This is a genomic window from Pseudoalteromonas sp. APAL1, from assembly GCF_021532475.1.
Lineage (GTDB): Bacteria > Pseudomonadota > Gammaproteobacteria > Enterobacterales > Alteromonadaceae > Pseudoalteromonas > Pseudoalteromonas lipolytica_C.
In genome coordinates this window covers 139912-161031 of sequence record NZ_JAKGAW010000003.1, presented here as the reverse complement: position 1 = coordinate 161031, position 21120 = coordinate 139912, and the positions used below count along the sequence as shown (strand labels likewise).

At 40.5% G+C, this 21120-nt stretch carries 19 protein-coding genes; 16 read left to right on the top strand and 3 right to left on the bottom strand.

All coding sequences use genetic code 11. From position 1 onward, the window contains the following. The first annotated feature begins 132 nt into the window (after positions 1-132). The 13 genes from L1264_RS02970 to purF all read left to right on the top strand — a co-directional run bounded on the left by L1264_RS02970 (position 133) and on the right by purF (position 13471). The gene (locus L1264_RS02970; protein ID WP_135923960.1) at positions 133-1092 is read left to right on the top strand and encodes a hypothetical protein; all 960 of its coding nucleotides are present in this window, start codon (positions 133-135) and stop codon (positions 1090-1092) included. 212 nt (positions 1093-1304) lie between these two features. After that, a complete protein-coding gene (locus tag L1264_RS02965) occupies positions 1305-4097 on the top strand; it encodes a monovalent cation/H+ antiporter subunit A (protein WP_199527848.1) in 2793 nt (930 codons plus the stop codon). Further along, on the top strand, positions 4097-4441 hold the full coding sequence (locus tag L1264_RS02960; protein WP_135923962.1) for a Na+/H+ antiporter subunit C: 345 nt from the start codon (positions 4097-4099) through the stop codon (positions 4439-4441). Before L1264_RS02965 ends, L1264_RS02960 begins: the two co-directional genes overlap by 1 nt. Beyond that, positions 4438-5955 (top strand): monovalent cation/H+ antiporter subunit D, encoded by a 1518-nt coding sequence (locus L1264_RS02955; protein WP_199527847.1) that lies wholly within the window; start codon positions 4438-4440, stop codon positions 5953-5955. The genes L1264_RS02960 and L1264_RS02955 overlap by 4 nt, the downstream gene beginning before the upstream one ends. Then, the gene (locus L1264_RS02950) at positions 5955-6491 is read left to right on the top strand and encodes a Na+/H+ antiporter subunit E (protein WP_135923964.1); all 537 of its coding nucleotides are present in this window, start codon (positions 5955-5957) and stop codon (positions 6489-6491) included. Before L1264_RS02955 ends, L1264_RS02950 begins: the two co-directional genes overlap by 1 nt. Further along, a complete protein-coding gene (locus L1264_RS02945) occupies positions 6485-6754 on the top strand; it encodes a K+/H+ antiporter subunit F (protein WP_135923965.1) in 270 nt (89 codons plus the stop codon). Before L1264_RS02950 ends, L1264_RS02945 begins: the two co-directional genes overlap by 7 nt. A gap of 8 nt (positions 6755-6762) precedes the next feature. Next, complete coding sequence (locus L1264_RS02940; protein ID WP_135923966.1) at positions 6763-7095, top strand: Na+/H+ antiporter subunit G; 333 nt, start codon at positions 6763-6765, stop codon at positions 7093-7095. A gap of 102 nt (positions 7096-7197) precedes the next feature. Then, on the top strand, positions 7198-7992 hold the full coding sequence (gene truA / locus L1264_RS02935) for a tRNA pseudouridine(38-40) synthase TruA (protein ID WP_135923967.1): 795 nt from the start codon (positions 7198-7200) through the stop codon (positions 7990-7992). 158 nt (positions 7993-8150) lie between these two features. Beyond that, positions 8151-9026: an acetyl-CoA carboxylase, carboxyltransferase subunit beta gene (gene accD / locus L1264_RS02930; protein WP_135923968.1), complete on the top strand. Its 876-nt coding sequence runs from the start codon at positions 8151-8153 to the stop codon at positions 9024-9026. 25 nt (positions 9027-9051) lie between these two features. Continuing rightward, entirely contained in the window at positions 9052-10317 is a 1266-nt protein-coding gene (folC, locus tag L1264_RS02925) for a bifunctional tetrahydrofolate synthase/dihydrofolate synthase (protein ID WP_235403618.1), read from the top strand. A gap of 11 nt (positions 10318-10328) precedes the next feature. Next, complete coding sequence (locus L1264_RS02920; protein ID WP_199527845.1) at positions 10329-10982, top strand: SPOR domain-containing protein; 654 nt, start codon at positions 10329-10331, stop codon at positions 10980-10982. Positions 10983-11431: 449 nt separating this feature from the next. Further along, on the top strand, positions 11432-11926 hold the full coding sequence (locus L1264_RS02915) for a CvpA family protein (protein ID WP_135923971.1): 495 nt from the start codon (positions 11432-11434) through the stop codon (positions 11924-11926). An 18-nt stretch (positions 11927-11944) separates the two neighbouring features. After that, positions 11945-13471, top strand: a complete 1527-nt coding sequence (gene purF / locus L1264_RS02910; RefSeq protein ID WP_135923972.1) for an amidophosphoribosyltransferase — start codon at positions 11945-11947, stop codon at positions 13469-13471. A gap of 77 nt (positions 13472-13548) precedes the next feature. On the opposite strand, the gene L1264_RS02905 is transcribed toward purF, so the two are convergent. After that, entirely contained in the window at positions 13549-14148 is a 600-nt protein-coding gene (locus tag L1264_RS02905; RefSeq protein ID WP_135923973.1) for a Yip1 family protein, read from the bottom strand. Positions 14149-14378: 230 nt separating this feature from the next. Between L1264_RS02905 and miaE the strand changes: the two genes are divergently transcribed. The 3 genes from miaE to L1264_RS02890 all read left to right on the top strand — a co-directional run bounded on the left by miaE (position 14379) and on the right by L1264_RS02890 (position 19531). Next, positions 14379-15137, top strand: a complete 759-nt coding sequence (gene miaE, locus L1264_RS02900) for a tRNA isopentenyl-2-thiomethyl-A-37 hydroxylase MiaE (protein WP_199527928.1) — start codon at positions 14379-14381, stop codon at positions 15135-15137. Between the two features lie 246 nt (positions 15138-15383). Beyond that, positions 15384-17603: an EAL domain-containing response regulator gene (locus L1264_RS02895; protein ID WP_199527844.1), complete on the top strand. Its 2220-nt coding sequence runs from the start codon at positions 15384-15386 to the stop codon at positions 17601-17603. Further along, a complete protein-coding gene (locus L1264_RS02890; protein ID WP_199527843.1) occupies positions 17603-19531 on the top strand; it encodes a sensor histidine kinase in 1929 nt (642 codons plus the stop codon). Before L1264_RS02895 ends, L1264_RS02890 begins: the two co-directional genes overlap by 1 nt. Here L1264_RS02890 and L1264_RS02885 read toward each other — a convergent pair whose 3' ends face one another. Next, positions 19532-20317, bottom strand: a complete 786-nt coding sequence (locus tag L1264_RS02885; RefSeq protein WP_235403616.1) for a substrate-binding periplasmic protein — start codon at positions 20315-20317, stop codon at positions 19532-19534. A 57-nt stretch (positions 20318-20374) separates the two neighbouring features. Next, the gene (locus L1264_RS02880) at positions 20375-21106 is read right to left on the bottom strand and encodes a UDP-2,3-diacylglucosamine diphosphatase (protein ID WP_199527841.1); all 732 of its coding nucleotides are present in this window, start codon (positions 21104-21106) and stop codon (positions 20375-20377) included. Positions 21107-21120 lie beyond the last annotated feature (14 nt).

Here is a 21120-nt window from a genome sequence, read left to right as displayed (position 1 = left end):
AGACCTTCCCAAGCCGTTGCTATTTATCACCTAGCGCCTAATGCCCTCAACACGCAATTGGACACACTTTCAACCCTGCAATTACGAAGGCTCGCTGAACTTAAAAATATTAATGCAACCTATCAACTTGCCATGCGATTTTTACAAAAGGGTGATTACTCTGCTGCGCAATTATGGTGGCAAACTCGGTTTGATAGCTTCAATCCTTTACAGCAACAACGCTTAGCTGATTATCTGGCAGCGGATCAACAATGGCAGGCTATTTCTATGCTTTGGCGTAGCGGTCAATTACCAAATGGCAATGCCAAACAATCTTGGTATTTACGACAAGGCATGGCAACAGCAAATATAAGTCCTCAATATGCTGAACAACATCAATTTGTGTTATCGCTAAATGAATTGAAAGCACAGCCACAGTGCCATTTTAATGTGCTGATGATGACTGATCACGCTGATGGAATTGCTACGCTGAAGTTGTTTAAGCAACGTTACGAGTCAAAGCCAGAACCTTCGCTCAACAGTTTTTGTTTTAGCGAAGTTGTTTATGTAGCAGACCAGTTTCAATGTAACAGCAGTGATAATGTGCTGGAGTGTGATTGGTATCAGGCAGAAGATTACACGTGGCCCGCTGGATTTGATTTTATTGTTATGATGTCTGAACAGGGCAGTGCTAACGTGCGTGGCGGAATAATGCATATTAATTCAACACAGCCTTATGCTGTGTTTTTACATGAGTTGATGCATTTTAATGGCTTTGAAGATGAATACACATTGCCAACTCAAAAGCAGCAGTGGCTATGTCAGCAGCAGGGTCATGTTGCACCAAATTTATTTATAGCGCGTCAGCTTAAACCTCCAATAGGCTGGCAAAAGAGTATCGCTTGTAATAATAATTTGGCCTATAAGCCAAGCCCTGATTGGTCAATTATGCAGTATCAGTTAATGGGGCTGTCTGAACAGTATCGACAACTTTGGCAAAAGCAAATTAACCAGCCCTTAACAAAGCCTGTTCGATTTTTAGATTACTTTGCTTTTTTGGGCTTAAAACCTTCAATTACAATGGCTTCAACTAAACATAGTTTTTCTGACTAATCGTCAATTTATTGCTATTTTAGTATGTAAAGTGGTTAAAACTTGTGCGAATAGGTGTGGCTGCTATAGACAAAATAGCCCCTGATCAGTATAACTATACGCATTGTAAGCTTTTTTTGAAGCCAACTTTTAACCATCCAAATGAACAGTACGCAACTAATTATAACTAGCAGCAGTATTGATATTCTTATGACACTAAAAGGCTCTTAATTATGACTTTGCTCTGGATACCCCTGTTATCCTTAATCGGCAGTGTTATTTCATCCTGCACCTCAAAACTAACGCGTAATCAAAGTACCGCTTTGACTATGCTAGCGCCTTTGCTTGCCCTTGGAATAGTATTCTCGTACACACCTGCGGTATTTTCTGGTGAAATGATTCGCTACAGCGCAGAGTGGATCCCGTTATTAAACATGCAAGTGTCTTTTAGACTTGATGGTTTAACCTTACTTTTTTTATACATGATCTTAGGTATTGGTACCTTAGTGATTTTCTATGCGCGTTATTATTTAAGTAATAACGACTCCCTGCCTAAGCTTTATTGCTACTTAATGCTATTTATGACCGCGATGGTCGGAATAGTAATGTCGAATAATGTTATCCAGCTTTGGCTATTCTGGGAGCTTACCAGTATTAGTTCCTTTTTGCTTATTAGCTATTGGTGGCATAAATCTGAAGCCCGTAAGGGTGCGCGCATGGCGCTTGCTATTACAGGGGCGGGCGGTCTTGCGCTATTGGCAGGCTTATTATTGATTGGTGACATCGTTGGTAGTTATGATCTGGATGTTATCTTAGCGAGTAAAGCACTCATTCAATCTCATGCGCTCTACGAAGTAGCGTTAGTATTGGTGCTTTTGGGGGCGTTTACTAAATCGGCGCAATTCCCGTTTCATTTTTGGTTGCCGCATGCAATGGCTGCACCTACACCTGTGAGTGCCTATCTACATTCGGCTACCATGGTTAAAGCTGGTATCTTTTTGCTTGCCCGTTTCTACCCAGCATTAGCAGGCACTGATACGTGGTTTATCTTGGTTGCTATGACTGGTCTTGCTACTTTATTGGTTGGCGCTTATATCGCATTATTCAAGCATGACTTAAAAGGTTTACTTGCTTATTCAACCATCAGTCATTTGGGTCTTATCACGTTATTACTTGGTTTAGATACTGAACTTGCCACGGTTGCAGCGATTTTCCATATTATTAACCATGCAACGTTTAAAGCCTCATTGTTTATGGCAACCGGTATTATTGATCATGAAACGGGGACTCGTGACATGCGCAAACTAAACGGTATGTGGCGCTTTATGCCTTATACTGCCACGCTTGCAATGGTTGCTGCGGCTGCGATGGCTGGTGTGCCATTGTTAAATGGTTTCTTATCGAAAGAAATGTTCTTTGCTGAAACCTTGCATCAGCAAGTACTAGGTTCGATGTCGTGGCTCATTCCGGTTTTAGCAACTGTAGCTGGTGCTTTATCGGTCGCTTATTCTGCACGTTTTATTCATGACGTGTTCTTTAATGGTGACCCGATTGATTTACCTAAACAGCCACACGAGCCACCACGTTACATGCGTGTGCCAATCGAAATTTTAGTGGTGTTATGTTTATTAGTGGGTATGTTCCCTCACTTTGCTGTGAGCGATATTTTAGCGTCTGCTTCGTATGCGGTACTTGGTGATGCAGCTCCAGATTATAAGCTCTCGGTATGGCATGGATTCAACTTACCTTTATTAATGAGCTTTATTGCTACTTGCTGTGGTGTGCTTATTTATGTGCAACGTAAGCACCTGTTCCATTTCCAAGCTTCATTACCGACATTAAATGCTAAAAAAGGCTTTGAACGAGGCCTGTATTCTGTGATCAAGTGGTCACAAGCAAAAGTTAACCGTATTGAAAATGGTTCATTGCAACGATACGCTTTTGTAATGATTGTGGTTGTTTTGATGTGTGCTGGTTGGCCATTGTTTGAGATGCAACAACTTGCGGGCACAAGTGAATTAACACCTATTGATTTTCATAACGCCATTGGCGCGGGTCTGTTAATTATCGGTGCGCTTGTCACTGTTATTTGGCATCGTTCACGAATGATATCTTTGATTATGATTTCAATTGTAGGTCTGATGGTATCTGTAGCTTTCACTCGATTCTCTGCGCCAGACTTAGCACTGACTCAGTTAACAGTTGAAGTTGTCACTGTGATGCTACTGATGCTCGCATTATTCTTTTTACCGCAGCGTACCCCTAAAGAATCTAGTTCATTGCGTGTCTTGCGTGACTTAGGGATTTCCTCTGCTGTTGGTGTTGTTGTGGCCAGTATCTGCTACGCGCTGTTGACCAGACCGCTTGAATCAATTTCTGATTTCTTTATTGCCAATGCTAAAACAGGCGGTGGCGGTACTAACGTTGTAAACGTGATTTTAGTTGACTTCAGGGGCTTTGATACCCTTGGAGAAATAACCGTACTGGGTATTGCCGCATTAGGTATTTATAAATTACTTATTAATCTGCCATTGTTTATGCCGGCAAGTGATAGCGAAGGGCGCCCATGGGCTAGAGAGCGTTATCCAATCTTACTGTCGAGTATTTCGCAAAGTCTATTACCACTGGCATTATTGGTGTCTGCTTATATTTTCTTACGAGGTCACAATTTACCGGGTGGTGGTTTTATTGCAGGTCTAGTAACGGCGATTGCGTTTATTTTGCAATATATGGCAAATGGTTCACACTGGATTGCAGACAGATTTGATGTGAATTATCGCAAAATTATTGCATCAGGTATTGCCATTGCGTTGTTCACAGGTGTGGGTAGTTGGTTCTTTGACCGTCCGTTCTTAACAACGTGGTTTGATTATTTTGATATTCCGTTAGTCGGCAAAACAGAACTTGCCAGTGCTATCGTATTTGATTTAGGTGTGTATTTAACTGTTGTAGGTGCAACGCTGATGATTTTGGCAAGTTTAGGTAAATTGACTGCCGATACACCCAAGCGAGAGGTAAATATTTAATGGAAGTATTGTACGCATCATGCGTGGGCGTGCTGGTTGCATGCGGGATTTTCTTAATATTAAGAGCACGTACCTTTCCGGTTGTGCTTGGTTTAACCATGTTATCGTACGCGGTTAACCTATTTTTATTCTCGTCAGGTCGCTTAACGATTAATAAAGCTGCAGTACTAGGCAGTGCTAGTGAGTATGCGGATCCATTACCGCAGGCACTTGTGCTTACCGCTATAGTTATCGGTTTTGCGATGACCGCCTTTGTTGTTATTTTAGCTATTCGTGGTCGTGCTGATTTGGGTAATGATCATGTTGACGGTCATTTATTAAAATCATCTAAGGAGCAAAAATGATTCAGCATTTAGCTTCTTTACCCATTTTAGTCCCTATGTTGGCGGGCGTTATTTTATTAATGCCACCGTGCGGTAAAAACTTACATATTCGTCGTGTAGCTTCCGTTATTTTATCGATAGTTACGTTGCTAATAAGTGCTTATTTGCTATTTCATGTTAATACTACTGCATCACTGGTTTATGCTATCGGTGATTGGTCAGCACCTTTTGGTATTGTGCTTGTGGCCGATAGGCTCTCTGCACTACTGGTGCTACTAACCAGCCTATTGGGCGCGGTGATTGTGCTTTATAGCTGTGCAGGTGACGACAAAAAAGGCAGCTTTTTTCACCCGCTGGTCCATTTTTTAATTCTGGGTGTGAATGGTGCTTTTCTAACTGGTGATGTGTTTAACCTATTTGTATTTTTTGAGGTCTTACTGATTGCCTCTTATTCGCTATTGATGCATGCCGGTGACAAACACAAAACACGAGCAGCACTGCAGTACGTGATATTAAACCTAATTGGTTCAAGTGTATTCTTAATCGCGTTAGGTATTCTATATGGTGTCCTAGGAACATTAAATATCGCTGATTTAGCACAAAAAGTCCCTTTACTAAAAGGTGATGATGTATACCTTGCGAAAATAGGTGGCTTGTTACTGATTGTCGTGTTTGCACTAAAGGGCGCGCTCTTACCTTTACATTTATGGCTACCGAATACTTACGCAAGTGCAATGCCATTGGTGGCTGCATTATTTGCGATTATGACTAAGGTAGGTGTCTATGCCATGCTGCGTGTATACACCGTTATATTTGGTGAGAATGCAGGTGAGCTTGCTCATATGGCACAGCCTTGGTTGTGGGGCTTAGCACTGGCGACAATTGTGATGGGCGCTATTGGTGTTTTAGCTAGCCAAGATTTCCGTAAGTTGATTGCCAACTTGGTGGTGGTGTCGGTTGGTACTCTCGTTGCGTTGGTGGCCATTCAAAATGTCTCTGCTACAGCTGCGTTACTCTACTACTTAGTTCATTCAACTGTAATTTGTGCTGTCCTGTTTTTATTGGCTGATTTAATTGCGCAGCAGCGCGGTAAGGTCGCTGACCGCTTAGTGGCGGGGCGTGCAGTTGCTCAGCCATTCTTGTTAGGTATTTGTTTTGTGATTGCGGCACTTGCCGTGGTGGGGATGCCACCATTGTCAGGTTTTGTCGGTAAAATTTGGATTTTAAAGAGTACTCTAGATAGCGAAAAAGCCATGTTGTTTTGGCCTATTTATATTTTATCTAGTTTGGCACTGTTGGTTGCGATATCGCGTGCTGGTACAAGCCTTTTTTGGGATCACAAATATAAAGATAGTGAAGCAATTGAGGGCGTAAAAGCACACCCTTTACAAGTGACTGCGGTCATTGTGCTGTTAGCATGCTCGCCGTTAATGGTTATTTTTGCAGGGCCAATATCTGAATATATGCTAGCAACCTCTGAGCAATTGTTTGATATAAACCAAGGCATTCAGAATGTATTACAAGGAGGCCAATAATGCGTTTAGAAGCTCGTTTTCGTTGGCTACCGACTCCATTTCGTAGTGTATTACTTTTTGTTGTTTGGTTATTACTCAACAATAGCGTGTCGCCAGGGCATCTGCTGTTAGCTACTTTTTTTGCTATAACAATTCCGTGGATCACTTTTCCATTTCGCGATCCACAGCCCCTTATTGTTAGACCAGGATTGGCGTTTAAGTACTTACTTTTAGTGTTGTACGATATTGTCACTGCCAATTTACAAGTTGCTCTTTTAATACTCGGGCCGACTAAAAAGTTGCGTCCGGGCTTTATAAAAGTACCACTTGATTTAAGTCATGAAATGCCAATCACTATTTTGGCAAGCACTGTGTCACTAACCCCAGGCACTGTGAGTGCAGAGGTTTATCCTATTCCTGAGTCACTCGAAGAGGGCGAAGAAATTGAGCAGCGCTATTTACTGATCCATGTGCTCGATTTAGCAGATGAACAGGCGTTAATTAATACTATTAAGCAGCGCTATGAAGCACCGCTTAAGGAGATTTTTAGATGCTAGATACCGTATTTTTAATTGTCTATGCGATGATCGCCATCTCGTTATTACTAAATTTATGGCGCTTAATAGTGGGTCCATCGGTACCTGACCGTATATTAGCGCTAGATACGATGTTTATTAACACCATTGCGCTGATAATTCTTTATGGCATGAGTATGGATACCGGGCTTTATTTTGAGGCCGCTTTATTAATTGCCATGCTTGGTTTTGTTAGTACCGTTGCAGTATGTAAATATTTGCTGCGCGGCGATATTATTGAATAAGGTAACAAATAATGAGTGAATGGATTGTATCAATCTTACTGTTAATTGGTGGTTGCTTTATTTTGATTGGTTCGATTGGCTTAGTGAAAATGCCAGACTTTTTTATGCGTTTACATGGGCCAACTAAAGCCACTACTTTAGGAATGGCATCATTACTTATCGCTGCAATGGTGTATTTTAGCTATCACCATGATGGAGTGAGCGTTAAAGAGATCCTAATTTCAATTTTCTTACTGATCACCGCACCTATCAGTGGTTACATGTTGATTAAGTCAGCTATTCATCACAAACTTCGCGCTAAAGAAGGTACCAAGGGCTTAGACAACGTCGAGGACGATTAAAAACTAATCGTGCTAACAGGGTGAAGTACAAGGGTGCTTTTATTGCGCGAGCAGATCGCATAAAATGCCCCGTCATTTAGCACAGTAGGTAAATAGGTCATTATGCGAGTAGCACTTGGAGTAGAGTACAACGGCGCCCGTTACAGTGGTTGGCAACGTCAATCACATGTCAATAGCGTACAGCAAGAAGTAGAAACGGCGTTGTCGCGGATTTGTAATCACCCAGTCGAAATCGTATGTGCTGGCCGCACTGATGCTGGTGTTCACGGCACAGGGCAAGTGGTTCACTTTGACACTCATGCAGAACGTGAAATGGTTGCATTCACAATGGGCATGAATACCCTGTTACCGAAAGATATTTCTATTCGGTTTGCCGAGCCTGTCAGTGAAGATTTTCATGCTCGTTTTAGCGCCACAGCTCGTCGCTATCGTTACGTTATTTATAATTACACCTATCGCGGTGCAATCATGAGCGAAGGGGTGACGCATTTTCATCACCCACTCGATGAAACTAAAATGCAAGAAGCCTGTCAGTATTTAATTGGTGAGCATGACTTTACCTCTTTTAGGGCACTGCATTGCCAAGCGAATACAGCAAATCGTACGATTCACCATTTGTCGGTAAAACGCCAAGGTGACTATGTGATAATTGATATTAAAGCGAATGCATTTTTACATCATATGGTACGAAATATTACTGGCTGTTTGATGGATATTGGTCTGCATAAACATGAACCAGTCTGGTTAAAAGAATTACTTGATTTAAAAGAACGCGCTAAGGCAAGTGCCACAGCAAAGGCTGCTGGTCTTTACTTAGTGGATGTGGATTACCCTGAACACTTTGGTATTCCTAAAACACCATTAGGACCTCTGTTTTTACCTGATTCAGATAGTTAACTGAAAGTGCTGCACTACTAAGACCAGTTTTTTATATCGTCTACGGGTAATTCATGTTTTAATTGAAAAAATCTGTCTGTTTAATTACTAGAAGTAGTGCATCGAGCATACTTGATTAAACAGACTGCGACACAGAACAGCATTTAAGAGAGTTGCAAATGAGTTGGTTAGAAAAAATCTTACCTAAAACGACTAAATCATCAGGTCGTAAAGAAATCCCTGAAGGGGTTTGGGCTAAGTGTACAGACTGTGATTCAATTTTATACAAAGCAGAATTAGAAAAAGCACTCAACGTATGTCCTAAGTGTGATCATCACATGCGTTTAAGTGGCCGTAAACGTTTAGAAAACTTTTTAGATGATGCTGATCGTCACGAAATTGGTGCTGAACACGAACCAAAAGACGTATTAAAGTTTAAAGACTCTAAAAAATACTCTGACCGCATCACCCAAGCACAAAAAGCAAGTGGTGAAAAAGACGCACTTGTTGCAATGAAAGGCCGTTTAAAAGGCATTCCTGTTGCTGCTGTTGCATTTGAATTCTCATTTATGGGTGGTTCAATGGCGTCAGTAGTAGGTGCACGTTTTGTTGAAGCTGTTGACCAATGCTTAGAGCATGATATGCCACTTATCTGTTTTTCTGCATCGGGTGGTGCACGTATGCAAGAAGCCCTTATGTCATTAATGCAAATGGCTAAAACAAGTGCTGCGCTTGCAAAGATGAGCGAAAAAGGTTTACCGTTTATTTCAGTATTAACTGATCCAACAATGGGTGGCGTATCTGCATCGCTGGCAATGCTTGGTGATGTGAACGTTGCAGAGCCTAAAGCATTAATTGGTTTTGCGGGTCCTCGCGTAATCGAGCAAACAGTACGTGAAACGCTACCAGAAGGTTTTCAACGCAGTGAATTCTTGCTAGAGCATGGTGCAATCGACATGATTGTTGACCGCCGTGAAATGCGTGACACCCTTGCACGTATCTTAGCGAAATTTATGAACTTGCCTTCTACTGAACAAGAGCATAGAGTAGCGTAAATTTCAGCTTAACTGATTAAACGCTATGACAGAAATCCTTCCTAGCCAATCATCAAGCCTTGATGATTGGCTTTGTTATTTAGAAAGTGTACATCCAGCCAATATCGAAATGGGGCTTGAGCGCGTAGAGCGTGTGGCAAACCAAGTCGGCTTACTCGATACATCAAGCAAAATAATTCTTATTGCAGGTACGAATGGTAAAGGAACGACAGCTCGTTGCTTAGAAAGCTTACTGCTTGCACAAGGTTTTAGTGTGGGGACTTATGCTTCTCCGCATCTTATTCGTTACAACGAGCGCGTGCGTATTAATGGCCAAGAGCTTGATGATCAATACCATGTTGATGCTTTCGATATGCTCGAAAAAGGTCGTGGTGACACACCACTGACTTATTTTGAATACGGAACACTGGGCGCTTTAGCTATTTTTAAACGCCATGCGGTTGATTATGCACTCTTAGAAGTGGGTCTAGGTGGTCGTTATGATGCTACTAATATAGTCAACCCATATGCTTGTGTGATCACTACGATAGATCTAGACCATAAAGAATACCTTGGTGATACTCGTGAGTTAGTTGGCTACGATAAAGCAGGTATATTCCGTACCAATACGCCCGCAATCGTTGGCGATTTAGCTATTCCACACACAGTAACTGATTACGGTAATGAAATTAACGCCGATATGGTGTTATCAGGTCGCGACTTTAAATTCACAGAAGACAGTGAAGGCTTTAATTGGCAATACAAAGCCAATGACTGGCGTTTAGCTAAACCTGCGATCCCTTGTCAAAATGCTGCCACAGCATTGACTCTACTTAGTAAGCTTGATTTATTACCAAATGAACAACAAGTAAGAGACTGTTTAGCAAACTTAACGGTTGAAGGTCGCTTTCAGCAGCTAAGTGAGCAACCACTTATTTTTACTGATGTAGCTCATAACCCAGAGTCGGCTCGTTATTTAGCACGTAAATTAAGCGTGTATAAAGATCAAGGGTTTAAAATTCATGCATTAGTCGCTATGCTTGCAGATAAAGATAAAGTGGCTGCTATGTCGGCTGTGGCCGATGTAGTTGATGAATGGTCGTTGGCGAGTTTAGACTGTTTTCGTGGAGATACCGTCGAAAACCTTGCCAGCGCATTAGCAGAAACGCCATCAACAGCGACTAGCACCCATTATAAGAGTGTTGAAGCTGCATTAGATGCAATGTTACCAAAGCTAGATAAAAGCACCTTATTGATTGTGTTTGGGTCATTTATAACTGTGGCTGCTGCTATCAATTACTTTAAAGAATAGAGAGGAAATCGGTGAACGCAGGGTTTATTAATCGCTTAGTAGGAACCACCATTGTGGTTGTAGCGGCTATTGTCTTCATTCCAAATATTTTGGACGGAGAGAAAGTTCATCATGCAGAAAACTTTAAAGCGATCCCTGACCGCCCTGAGTTCACCACGATTGACTTACAACAAGCTATAGACAATAAAGTGGCATCAGCTGAGCAACCCTCCGAAGTTGCTGTTGAAGATGTTAAAGCTAATGATGCCGAGTTAACGGCAACAGAACAGCAATCATTTAGCGATGCCCCGAAAATGATTGAAGCATCAACAGATGAGCCTGTGATTAATAAAGCTGAGCCAAAAGTTGCAGTGCAAGAGCCTGCAAAGCCGGTCGCTAATACTCCTGAGCCAACCCGTAAGCCAGAAGAAAACCTCACCAAAATGGCGTATGTTATTCAATTGGGCAGTTTTTCTCATGCACCTAATGTGAAATCGCTTCAAGAAAAACTAAAAGCGAATGGTTTCAAAACTTTCACGCGCCCGATAAAAACCCCGAACGGCACACTGACAAAAGTCTTTGTAGGTCCTTCACTTAACAAGAAAGAGTTAGAGAGTAAGCTTCCTGAGTTAAAGCAGTTAACCAAGTTAAATGGTAAAGTTACTCAGTTTGAAATTACAAAGTGATTTAACTTTGAAGCGCCCGAAGGGCATGGCTAAAACGCATTTATTCTGCGTTATTGATTTTGCTAATGGGTACACCATTACCTACAATCAATGCCTTGCCTAAATACGTTTTATCTCATGCTGAATTCTTGCATCTACAGGTGGTTCTTATACCCAAACCACCTGTAGATCCATGATTCAGCGCTATCACAGGGCTTTCAATACACGGCGTGGCAATACAGGAATGTAGGTACCTTTCAAGTTGCCACAACACAGTAGTGGAAGCCCTGTGAAGCGCCCGAAGGGCATGGCTAAAACGTATTTATTCTGCGTTATTGATTTTGCTAATGGGTACACCATTACCTACAATCAATGCCTTGCCTAAATACGTTTTATCTCATGCTGAATTCTTGCATCTACAGGTGGTTTGGGTATAGAATGCGCCCCAAATTAACGACTAGTTGGTTCTTATGATCTGGGTTGATTACGCCATACTTGGCATTATTGCACTATCCACTATCATCGGTTTAATACGTGGCTTTATAAAAGAAGCAATGTCTTTAGCGGTGTGGGCTGGCGCATTTATCATCTCTAGTTTGTTTTACCAATATTTAGCATCCTTCCTAACAAGTATTTCAGAACCCCTTTTAAGAAATGCAGCCGCAATTGCCATATTATTTTTTGCGACACTCCTGTTGGGTGGTTTACTAAACTATATTTTAGGTGAACTTGTACAGCGTACTGGTTTATCTGGCACAGACCGTGTTTTTGGCATTGTGTTTGGTGCTCTTCGTGGCGTGTTGGTCGTGAGCGCGTTACTTTTCTTTCTTGATGCTTTTACCGGTGCACCAAATACGCATTGGTGGGGCAACTCTATTTTGATTCCAGAATTTGGCTTTGTTGTTGAGTGGTTCTTTTCGTACCTTGAAAACAACTCAAGCTTTTTAAATTCGGTAAACCGTTAATCGGCGAGGATAAATTTAATGTGTGGTATCGTTGGCATAGTCGGCACTTCTCCTGTTAATCAGGCGTTATATGACGGCTTAACTGTTTTGCAACACCGTGGTCAAGATGCAGCGGGCATCATTACCATTGAAAACAACACGTTTAGCTTACGCAAAGCCAATGGCCTAGTGAAAGATGTGTTTCATACCCGTCATATGAAACGTCTGCAAGGCACTATTGGTATTGGCCATGTACGCTATCCGACAGCTGGTTCATCTAGCTCGTCTGAGGCGCAACCTTTCTATGTTAACTCGCCATTTGGTATTGCGCTTGCGCACAATGGTAACTTAACAAATGCAGAAGCATTAAAGCAGCAATTATTTTCAGAAGCTCGCCGTCATGTTAATACAACATCAGACTCTGAAATCTTACTTAATATCGTGGCGCATGAGTTAAGTAAGTCAAATAAGCTTAAGTTAGATGCAGAAGATATTTTCACCGCGGTAACCGAAGTTAATAACAAAGTGACAGGTGGTTATGCAACGATTGCAATGATCATTGGCCACGGTATTGTTGCTTTTCGTGACCCTAACGGTATTCGTCCATTAGTTTTTGGTAAGCGTGAAACTGCAAATGGCACTGAATATATGTTTGCATCTGAAAGCGTTGCATTAAAAACTGATGGTTTTGAGTTTGTGCGTGATGTTGCGCCAGGTGAAGCAATTTACGTTACTGAAGACGGTCAGTTTTTCTCGCAAGCGTGTGCAGAAAAAGCTACTTACTCACCATGTATCTTCGAGTTTGTTTACTTTGCGCGCCCAGATTCAACAATTGACCGTATGTCTGTTTATGCAACGCGTGTAAACATGGGTACTAAGTTAGGTGAAAAAATCGCTCGCGAATGGGCCGACAAAGACATCGACGTTGTTATTCCAATTCCTGAAACATCATGTGATGTAGCACTTGAGATTGCCTCAGCTCTTAACTTGCCATACCGCCAAGGTTTTGTTAAAAACCGTTACATTGGCCGTACTTTCATTATGCCTGGTCAAGAGATGCGTAAGAAATCAGTTCGTCAAAAACTGAATGCTATTGACCGTGAGTTCAAAGGTAAAAACGTATTACTTGTTGATGACTCAATTGTTCGTGGTACAACGTCAGCACAAATCGTCGAGATGGCTCGTGAGTCAGGTGCAAAGAACGTTTACTTCGCTTCAGCTGCGCCTGAGATTCGTTTCCCGAACGTGTATGGTATCGACATGCCATCGGCTGCAGAGTTAATTGCTCATGGTCGTGAAGTTGAAGATATCAATGCTAGCATTGGTGCGGATGGTCTTATCTATCAATCGCTAGATGACTTGATTGCGGCGGTTAGCCAAGAGAACCCTGAAATCACTCGTTTCGAAACGTCTGTATTTGATGGCCAGTACATCACTGGCGATATTGATCAAGAGTACCTAAACCACATTGACCGTTTACGTAACGATTCAGCAAAATCAACGCGTGAAAATGCTATGTCTGCGGGTTTAGAACTTCATAATCAAGAAGAAAATAGCGCTGACTAGTCACTGTTTTCAAGATGATAAAAAAGGAGCTTTACAGCTCCTTTTTTGTTTTGGAAAGAAAGGAAATAATAATGAAATCAAGTAAACATGGGGTGAACAATACCGTTTGTCCAGAGTATAGCTGTTGCAGCTAAAATAATTACTAACAGAATAAGCCCGCAAGTAACGACCGAGCTTGCATAAATAAAACCTCGTTCCTCAGGAATATGCATGAGAATAGGCACGCCTGTGTAAAGTAGGTAAACAGAATAGGCCAGTGCAACTAAGCCAACACACACTACAAACCAAAGCTCTGGCAAAAATGCTGCAAATGACGACATGAACACTGGCGTTGCTGTATAAGCGGCAAGTTCTAGCGTTTGTGTAAAAGTGGGTTTAGCACCAAATGTTACTGCCATCCAATGAGCTAGATAAGCAAGCGCAAATACGCCTACTATGAGTGCAAAATACATCGCTACTGCGATCATCAATGCACTATCATGGGTTAAAAATACAGCTTCACCAGAACCAATACTCCATCCTAAGTGAACCGACGAATAGTAGCCCATAATTGAAGGGATACATGCAATTAATAGGATATGAGATAGGCTATAGCGCAAACTCTCATGGCGATTATCAATCGTTTGCCATTCTTCGAGTGGATGGGCGTATAAGCCCCATAAGTGGTTTAAAATCATAATTGTTGCCCCTGTAAAAAAGGAATAGTAGCTGTTTTATTTTTGTACAGCTTTGATTAAGTTATGGTTCAGTAATTAAATCTTGTCAAGAAGCTGAAATAATCGAAACAGTCGATTGAATGTAACTCTTTAGTGCATATAGGAAATTACTTTGCACTGATATGGGTCATGGAATGCAGGCTTAATTATGTGGTAAAATCAAACCAAGATTTTTGATGAGAAGTTATTCAGTGCCTTATTCTGATTTGTTAGCGCCAATTCATTCTTTTTTAAAGTGCGAAACGCCTGATGAGTGGATTGCTGCGGCAACCAAAAAAGAAAACTTAGATATAGTTTTAATCGATCACCTTATTTGTGAGTTAAAAGCGGCGCAAAGCGCGATGTTCTTAATTCGCAAATATGCCGTTGATAAAGAAAGTAGCGACGCTTTACTTGAATGGTTGAAGCCTTTTGAGACACTTATTTACAAGCGTGAAGGTGATTGGCGAGAGCTTGCAGATAAAAACAAGCTGACTAAGTCGATGATCCCAAAATCAAACTCTCCTTATGGGCAAGATCTCATTGATAAAATGGTGATGCTTATTAAAGAGGAGCTGCACCACTTCTATCAAGTGTTGGAGATCATGGATGAGTACGGCATTGAATATAAAAGTATTACCCCATGTCGTTATGCCAAAGGGATGCTGCGCCACGTAAAAACTTACGAGCCAGATGCCTTGGTAGATAAGTTAATTATCGGTGCTTACATCGAAGCCCGCTCTTGTGAGCGTTTTGCTAAATTAGCCCCGCATGTTGATAAGCGTTTAGGTGATTTTTATATCTCACTCCTGCGCTCTGAAGCGCGCCACTATCAAGATTATCTAACCCTTGCCCAAGAAATCAGTGAGTTTGATATCACAGAGCGTGTTGAGTTCTTTGCTCAACTAGAAGCCGATCTTATTTTAACACCTGATGAAGATTTTAAGTTTCACAGTGGTGTGCCCGCATAAACAGCTTCCCATCAAGTTCTGTAATAATTTGGTGGGATCTGTGTACTTTTCTATATTTTTTACAACTCCTTGCTGTCGCATGTTGTAAGTGTAAATACTCACTAACATGTAGTTTTATAAGTGTTTATTCCTACTTAATTTGGTTAATTGGTTTTATCTTTTTGGTTTAGTGTACTATTTTTTAGTTATATTTGATGTTCCCAAATCATAATTGTTTGCATCGTGTGCTTAAAAAATGGAGAAGCCATGCTAGATCCGCAATCAACTTTTAAATTTATAGAGCCAAGCGTAAAACCCCAAAAAAAAGTAACAACTTGGAAAATTTTAACTGTTGAAGATGATGCTGACTATCAGCAAGCACTGTTAAATAGTTTTAAAGCTATCAGTCTTGACAGTGGAGATGAGTTACATGTTTTGACTGCAGGTTCTGCGTTAGAAGCTGCGTCAATTCTATCCCAGCATAAAGATATCGCGTTGGTATTTATAGATGTTGTGATGGAAGAGGATGATTCTGGTTTAAGATTGGTCAACAGTATCCGTAATGTGCTGGGTAGAAATGATATGCGTATTGTTCTACTAACAGGCCAACCAAGTTTTGCACCTGAGCAGCAGGTCATGGATACACTCGATATTGATGAGTACTGGAACAAGTCAGATATGACTGCGGAAAAGCTAAAATCTATTGTTAGCAGTCATCTTCGTACTTATCACTATATTTCGCAAATTTCGAATGCCAAACAAGGGCTACAGCTGGTACTTGATGCGGCAAGAAGTATTAATAATAAAAATAACATTCACTCATTTTCTCAAGCTGTTTTAGACGAAATTGGCAAAATTTTACAATTATCGAATGGTGGGGGAGTGATATGTGTTGGAAATAGCAAATTAGCTTTAGCTGAGGTTATTTCTTGCAGTGGTTGCTATAAAGGACTTGAAGGCAAAAGTCTTTCATCAGAATTTTTAAGCTCTGAGGTGCAAGATAATATCGAAAAAGCAGTTGAAACTCGCCAGCACGTATTTTCAACGCACTATAGTGTCTTTTATTTTACCACGCAGAATGTTGATGTGAATTACTACATCACAATTGTTAAATCTGATAACCAAATAGAAGAACATAATATCTATCTATTGCAGGTATTTAGTGAGAATGTGAGCACTGGCTTTGCAAACATTGCATTAATGAACCGGTTAACAGAGCTTGCCTATACAGATGTTACGCTGAATATGCCTAATCGAAATTGGCTGTTACGTGAAATTGATATGATGAATGCAGAGGAGCTGGCAAATACTCATTTAGTTATCTTTGAAATTTTGCAGTTTGATGAAAAGTCATTTCGTTTTGGTTATGAGTTTTGTAAGAAAACCCATAAAAAAATGCAAAGTAATATTCAGCAACAACTTCAAGCCTATTATCCTCGCATAGCGTTATTTAAAAATGACAGCTTGGGAGTATTGGTTGCTAGCGAGGTATTCAAAGATGAGCAGTTAATTGACTCGCTAAAACAGCAATCTTTCGAAATTGACGGGGTAAAGCAGTTTTTAAATGTGCGCATTTTGGTTATGCAACTAGATGCGTTTCCTGAGCATTCAGCCGAGCAAATTTTCAATCTTGCAGAATCAACACTTAGTGAAGAAAAGTCGCAAATGGCTGAGCTACTTTGTTATTCTGCTAAAAGCACTGAAGCAATCACACGCCGTTACTCATTAATGCAAGAGCTGCGCACTGCGATTCGTAAAAAACAACTTAAAGTGGCATTACAGCCTAAAGTTAGTTTAAGCACAAATGAAGTGGTAGGCTTTGAGGCGCTAGCACGTTGGCAGCTAGATAGTGGTGCTTTTGTCCCTCCTGACGAGTTTATTGAGCTTGCTGAAACAGCTGGACTAATAAGTGAATTAGATAAGCTTATTTTTGATAAAATCTTACAAATAATATATCAGTTAACAGAACGAGGTTTCACCATACCTATTGCGTTTAATGTATCTACGTATGATTTGTTGTCAGCAAGTTATTTTGATGAAATTCAAGCGCGCTTAGCTGAGCATCAAATATCCCCAGAACTACTTGAGCTAGAAGTGACAGAGACTCAAGCTATCTTTAATTATGAAAAAATAAATGCACGTTTGTGTCAATTTGCTGCGCTTGGCATGAAAATTAGTATTGATGATTTTGGTACGGGCTACTCCTCACTTGAACATATTAGTAGAATTCCTGCACAGGTCATCAAAATAGATAGGTGTTTCGTAGACAAAATTAATGAATCAATATCAAACCAGCATATTATTGAAATGATTATGATGCTGGCTGAAAAATTTGCTTTTCAAGTAACCGCTGAAGGTATTGAAACAGAAGCTGAGCACCAATGGCTTAAACAGTTAGGTTGTAGCTTTGGGCAAGGATATTACTACGCAAAGCCAATGTTTTTTGAAGATGCACTTGAGTGGCTGCAAAGTTGGTCTGAAAAGTAATGGTAGAAAAAGCGGTTTCGCAACTAAATGCGCTGCGTAAAAAGTCCATTATTAAATTAGCTATTGCGCTTGGGGTATGTGTAGCAATTAGCTTACTTGTGTTTTTACTTTTTTATCAAATAAAAAAAACTAATGTAGGTCTTTTGCAAGATAACACTTTGCATGCGACACATAGTATTTTTAGCCGGGAGCTCGGTGATGTTAGAAAAGTAGTAAAGTTACTAGTTGCAGATCAGTCATTAAAGCGCAATGACGTGTCAACGGTATCAGCAGAACAAGTTCGTTATTTAAATAACGTACTAAATCATTTTACTGATTTTGGCTTGGCTGCAGGCACAATTTCACAGATCCGCTGGTTAGATACACAAGGGCAGGAGCGACTGCGAGTTAATTTCAAAGCTGGAATTGCAGAGGTTGTACCTGAGCAACAGTTACAAAATAAACGAAACCGATATTATTTTACTGAGGGAATGCAGCTAAAAAATAATAATATCTACATCTCTCCTATTGATCTAAATGTTGAGTTTGGTGAGGTAGTGACTCCTTTTCAGCCAACCTTAAGAGCTTCGTTTCGAACCTTGCCTGATGATTATCTTTTAGATGGCTTAATTGTGGTTAATTTTGATTTATCGTCGACATTAAATCATATCAAGGAACTTGGTTCTGCGAAGGCTCAGGTACAATTTATTAATGGTGAAGGATATTGGTTACTTCATCCTAATAAAGCAATGGAATGGGGCTTTATGTTAGCGCAGCCCGATTTAAGCTTAAAAAAAAATGACCCAGCGCTGTGGAACACAATGATTAGCGCGGCGAGTTCAAAACAGCTCGTTATTTCAAAGAGCATGTCGGCTAGTTTCTTAAAAATGAACTTGGGTAACGCTAATAGCCAACCCGTTGAAAATGATATTTTCATGTTAGTGAGTGCTAGTGACGGGGTTGTTGATGCGGTATTTATTCAGTCTTTAGTAACCGCTTTAGTTTTTGGCTTACTTCTTGTTGCTTTATCAATATATTATCAACTGCGTAGTTTTCGTTATCAGAGCAAGATTATTCAAACCTCAATCAACTTGGAAATTGAGCAGCAAGAATTACTAACGGCTAACACTAAATTACAGCGGTATATAAAACAGCAACACGAATTACAGGGAGAATTGATTGAGGCAAAAAGGCTTTCATCGCTTGGTTTAATGGTTGCGGGTGTTGCCCACGAAATGAATACTCCTCTGGGCGGGGCTGCGATTTCACTGTCTAATGCCGAAATGATAAACCAAAAATTACAAAAGCAAATTGAGCAGGGGCTAACTAAAGAGTTTTTAGAAACGAGTATCGAGGGGATCGATGTTAACTTAAAATTGTCTAAAGTAAATTTAGATAAAGCTATTTGTCATGTTAAAAGCTTTAAAGAAATGGCGCACGACAGAACAAATGATAACCATATAAAATGTGATATAAATAAAGTCATTGAAGACTTATTACTCGGATTAAAGTCACGATTAAAGACCTTCAATGTGACAGTGCAAACTGATATAGAAATTAACAGAGAGATCGTTACGCGGCCAGGTGTCATTTCCCAAATTATTGAGAGCTTAATTGTTAATGCCATTTCACATGCATTCACAGAGCAAGACAATAAATTGATAGTTGTACGGGTGTTCGAAGAAAAATATAATAGCTTGTGTATCACTTTATCTGATAATGGTGTTGGTATTGATGATTCATTACGCAGCAATCTATTTGAGCCCTTTGTAACAACTTCAAGAAAACATGGCCATACAGGTCTTGGGCTGTACTTAGTTTATCAATGGGTAACAGAGATATTAGGGGGGCGAATAAGCTTAATTAGTCGTCACGATTTACCCGCTAATATTGCCACACAATTTAAAATAACTATTCCCTTGAAAGCCCAAGAGACAGTGGTTAAATAGTCAAATTTTACTAAGCAAGCGTTTAATTTTGTTGATCTCGATATCACTGAATTCATAGTGACGTAAAATTTTCTCAAGTCCACCACTGGCAAGTAATTCTTCTACGCCAATTCGTAGGCTATTTTGAAAGTGGAGTGCTTGAGGATGGCTTTTAGCGCTTATTACATGTAAATACTGGCTGGCTAAATAAGGCTTAAGCACACTAACTTGCTTTTCTTTGAATGCGCGCAAACGCTCATTATTAGCTAACCAATATTGGCCGACTTCTTTGCTGCCAGCAACAAGATCAACTCGTCCATTAAGTAAAAGCAGTAAGCTGTCAGCAAGGCTATCTGCGGTAACAATCGTTAGCTGAGGATGGCTTTCAAAGCTATCACTCACTACATAATCTTCCCTTTTACTAATTGTATAAGGAGCAAGCGAATATAAAGATCCCGTATAGAGAATGTCAGTATCGGCACGTTTAAATAATACCGTATTGGCAACGGCTAAAGGGTGTGAATAATAATAATCAGCTGCTCTGGCATGATTATGAAATGCACCGAGTACCGCAACACGCTTATTTCGTTTAGCAAGTTTCAGTGCGCGAGCCCAATGTGTATATTCTATGCTGGCTTTTTGCCCTTGAGTTTTTAATGCGGCAACAATAACTTCATGTAACCAACCAGGCTTACTCTGCTCACCAATAAAATAGGGAGGAAAAGGCTCAGTGACCAACTGCCAGGTTTGGCTATTAATCGAAAAGCTAAGCACTAAACAGCTACACAAGTATATAAATCGGTTCACCTAACATGCCCGTTTTTATTTGATACACAACTAAAGCATAGCTAATAAACTGATGATTTAAAGCGGAGTGTAAATTAGCTCTTGTTTATCTGGAGTTACTCTTAGGTATGACCCTTGTTCATACCAATCACCCAGCACGGTGCGAGTATGGGTCTCGCCATTAACATTATAGTAGTGAACATTAGGGCGGTGGGTATGACCATGGATCATATTCTTAACCTGATGTTTTTTAAACATGGCTAATACCGCATCTTCTGTAACATCTAAGATTTCTAATGCTTTACCAGCTTGGCTTTGTTTTGATTTTTCGCGGGCGTTGCGAGCAATCTTCTTGCGATACCAAAGCGGCATAGCAAGCATTAATTTTGGCCACCACCAACCACGGCTTTTTTTGCGAAACTTTTGATATTCAACATCTTGGGTGCACATTTCATCACCATGCAGGATAACCGTTGGGGTGCCGTATAAATCAATAACAACTTGTTCGGGTAATAAAGTCATACTCGCGCTTTTGGCATAGCCTTCACGCATAATGAAATCGCGGTTACCATGAATAAAAAACACCTTAGTACCACTTTCACTTACCTGGCTTAAACGTGTGGCAACGCTCACTGAAAGGTCAGTTTGATAGTCATCACCTACCCATACTTCAAAAAAGTCACCTAAAATATACAGGGCATCAACGTCATCATTAATAATCTTGCTATCAAGAAAATCAAAAAATGCCGCAGTGATGTCTGGGCGGTTTTCTGTTAAGTGGAGATCGGCAATAAAATAACTTTGTTTCATGGTTACTCGCAAAA

Excerpts from the sequence above, each read along its gene's own strand:
- L1264_RS02895 (WP_199527844.1), top strand. The coding sequence starts at position 15,384 with ATGCTAGATCCGCAATCAACTTTTAAATTTATAGAGCCAAGCGTAAAA.
- folC (WP_235403618.1), top strand. The coding sequence starts at position 9,052 with ATGACAGAAATCCTTCCTAGCCAATCATCAAGCCTTGATGATTGGCTT.
- L1264_RS02945 (WP_135923965.1), top strand. The coding sequence starts at position 6,485 with ATGCTAGATACCGTATTTTTAATTGTCTATGCGATGATCGCCATCTCG.
- L1264_RS02950 (WP_135923964.1), top strand. The coding sequence starts at position 5,955 with ATGCGTTTAGAAGCTCGTTTTCGTTGGCTACCGACTCCATTTCGTAGT.
- L1264_RS02960 (WP_135923962.1), top strand. The coding sequence starts at position 4,097 with ATGGAAGTATTGTACGCATCATGCGTGGGCGTGCTGGTTGCATGCGGG.
- truA (WP_135923967.1), top strand. The coding sequence starts at position 7,198 with ATGCGAGTAGCACTTGGAGTAGAGTACAACGGCGCCCGTTACAGTGGT.
- purF (WP_135923972.1), top strand. The coding sequence starts at position 11,945 with ATGTGTGGTATCGTTGGCATAGTCGGCACTTCTCCTGTTAATCAGGCG.
- L1264_RS02915 (WP_135923971.1), top strand. The coding sequence starts at position 11,432 with ATGATCTGGGTTGATTACGCCATACTTGGCATTATTGCACTATCCACT.
- L1264_RS02880 (WP_199527841.1), bottom strand. The coding sequence starts at position 21,106 with ATGAAACAAAGTTATTTTATTGCCGATCTCCACTTAACAGAAAACCGC.
- L1264_RS02955 (WP_199527847.1), top strand. The coding sequence starts at position 4,438 with ATGATTCAGCATTTAGCTTCTTTACCCATTTTAGTCCCTATGTTGGCG.
- L1264_RS02970 (WP_135923960.1), top strand. The coding sequence starts at position 133 with ATGCGATTTTTACAAAAGGGTGATTACTCTGCTGCGCAATTATGGTGG.
- accD (WP_135923968.1), top strand. The coding sequence starts at position 8,151 with ATGAGTTGGTTAGAAAAAATCTTACCTAAAACGACTAAATCATCAGGT.
- L1264_RS02905 (WP_135923973.1), bottom strand. The coding sequence starts at position 14,148 with ATGATTTTAAACCACTTATGGGGCTTATACGCCCATCCACTCGAAGAA.
- L1264_RS02965 (WP_199527848.1), top strand. The coding sequence starts at position 1,305 with ATGACTTTGCTCTGGATACCCCTGTTATCCTTAATCGGCAGTGTTATT.
- L1264_RS02890 (WP_199527843.1), top strand. The coding sequence starts at position 17,603 with ATGGTAGAAAAAGCGGTTTCGCAACTAAATGCGCTGCGTAAAAAGTCC.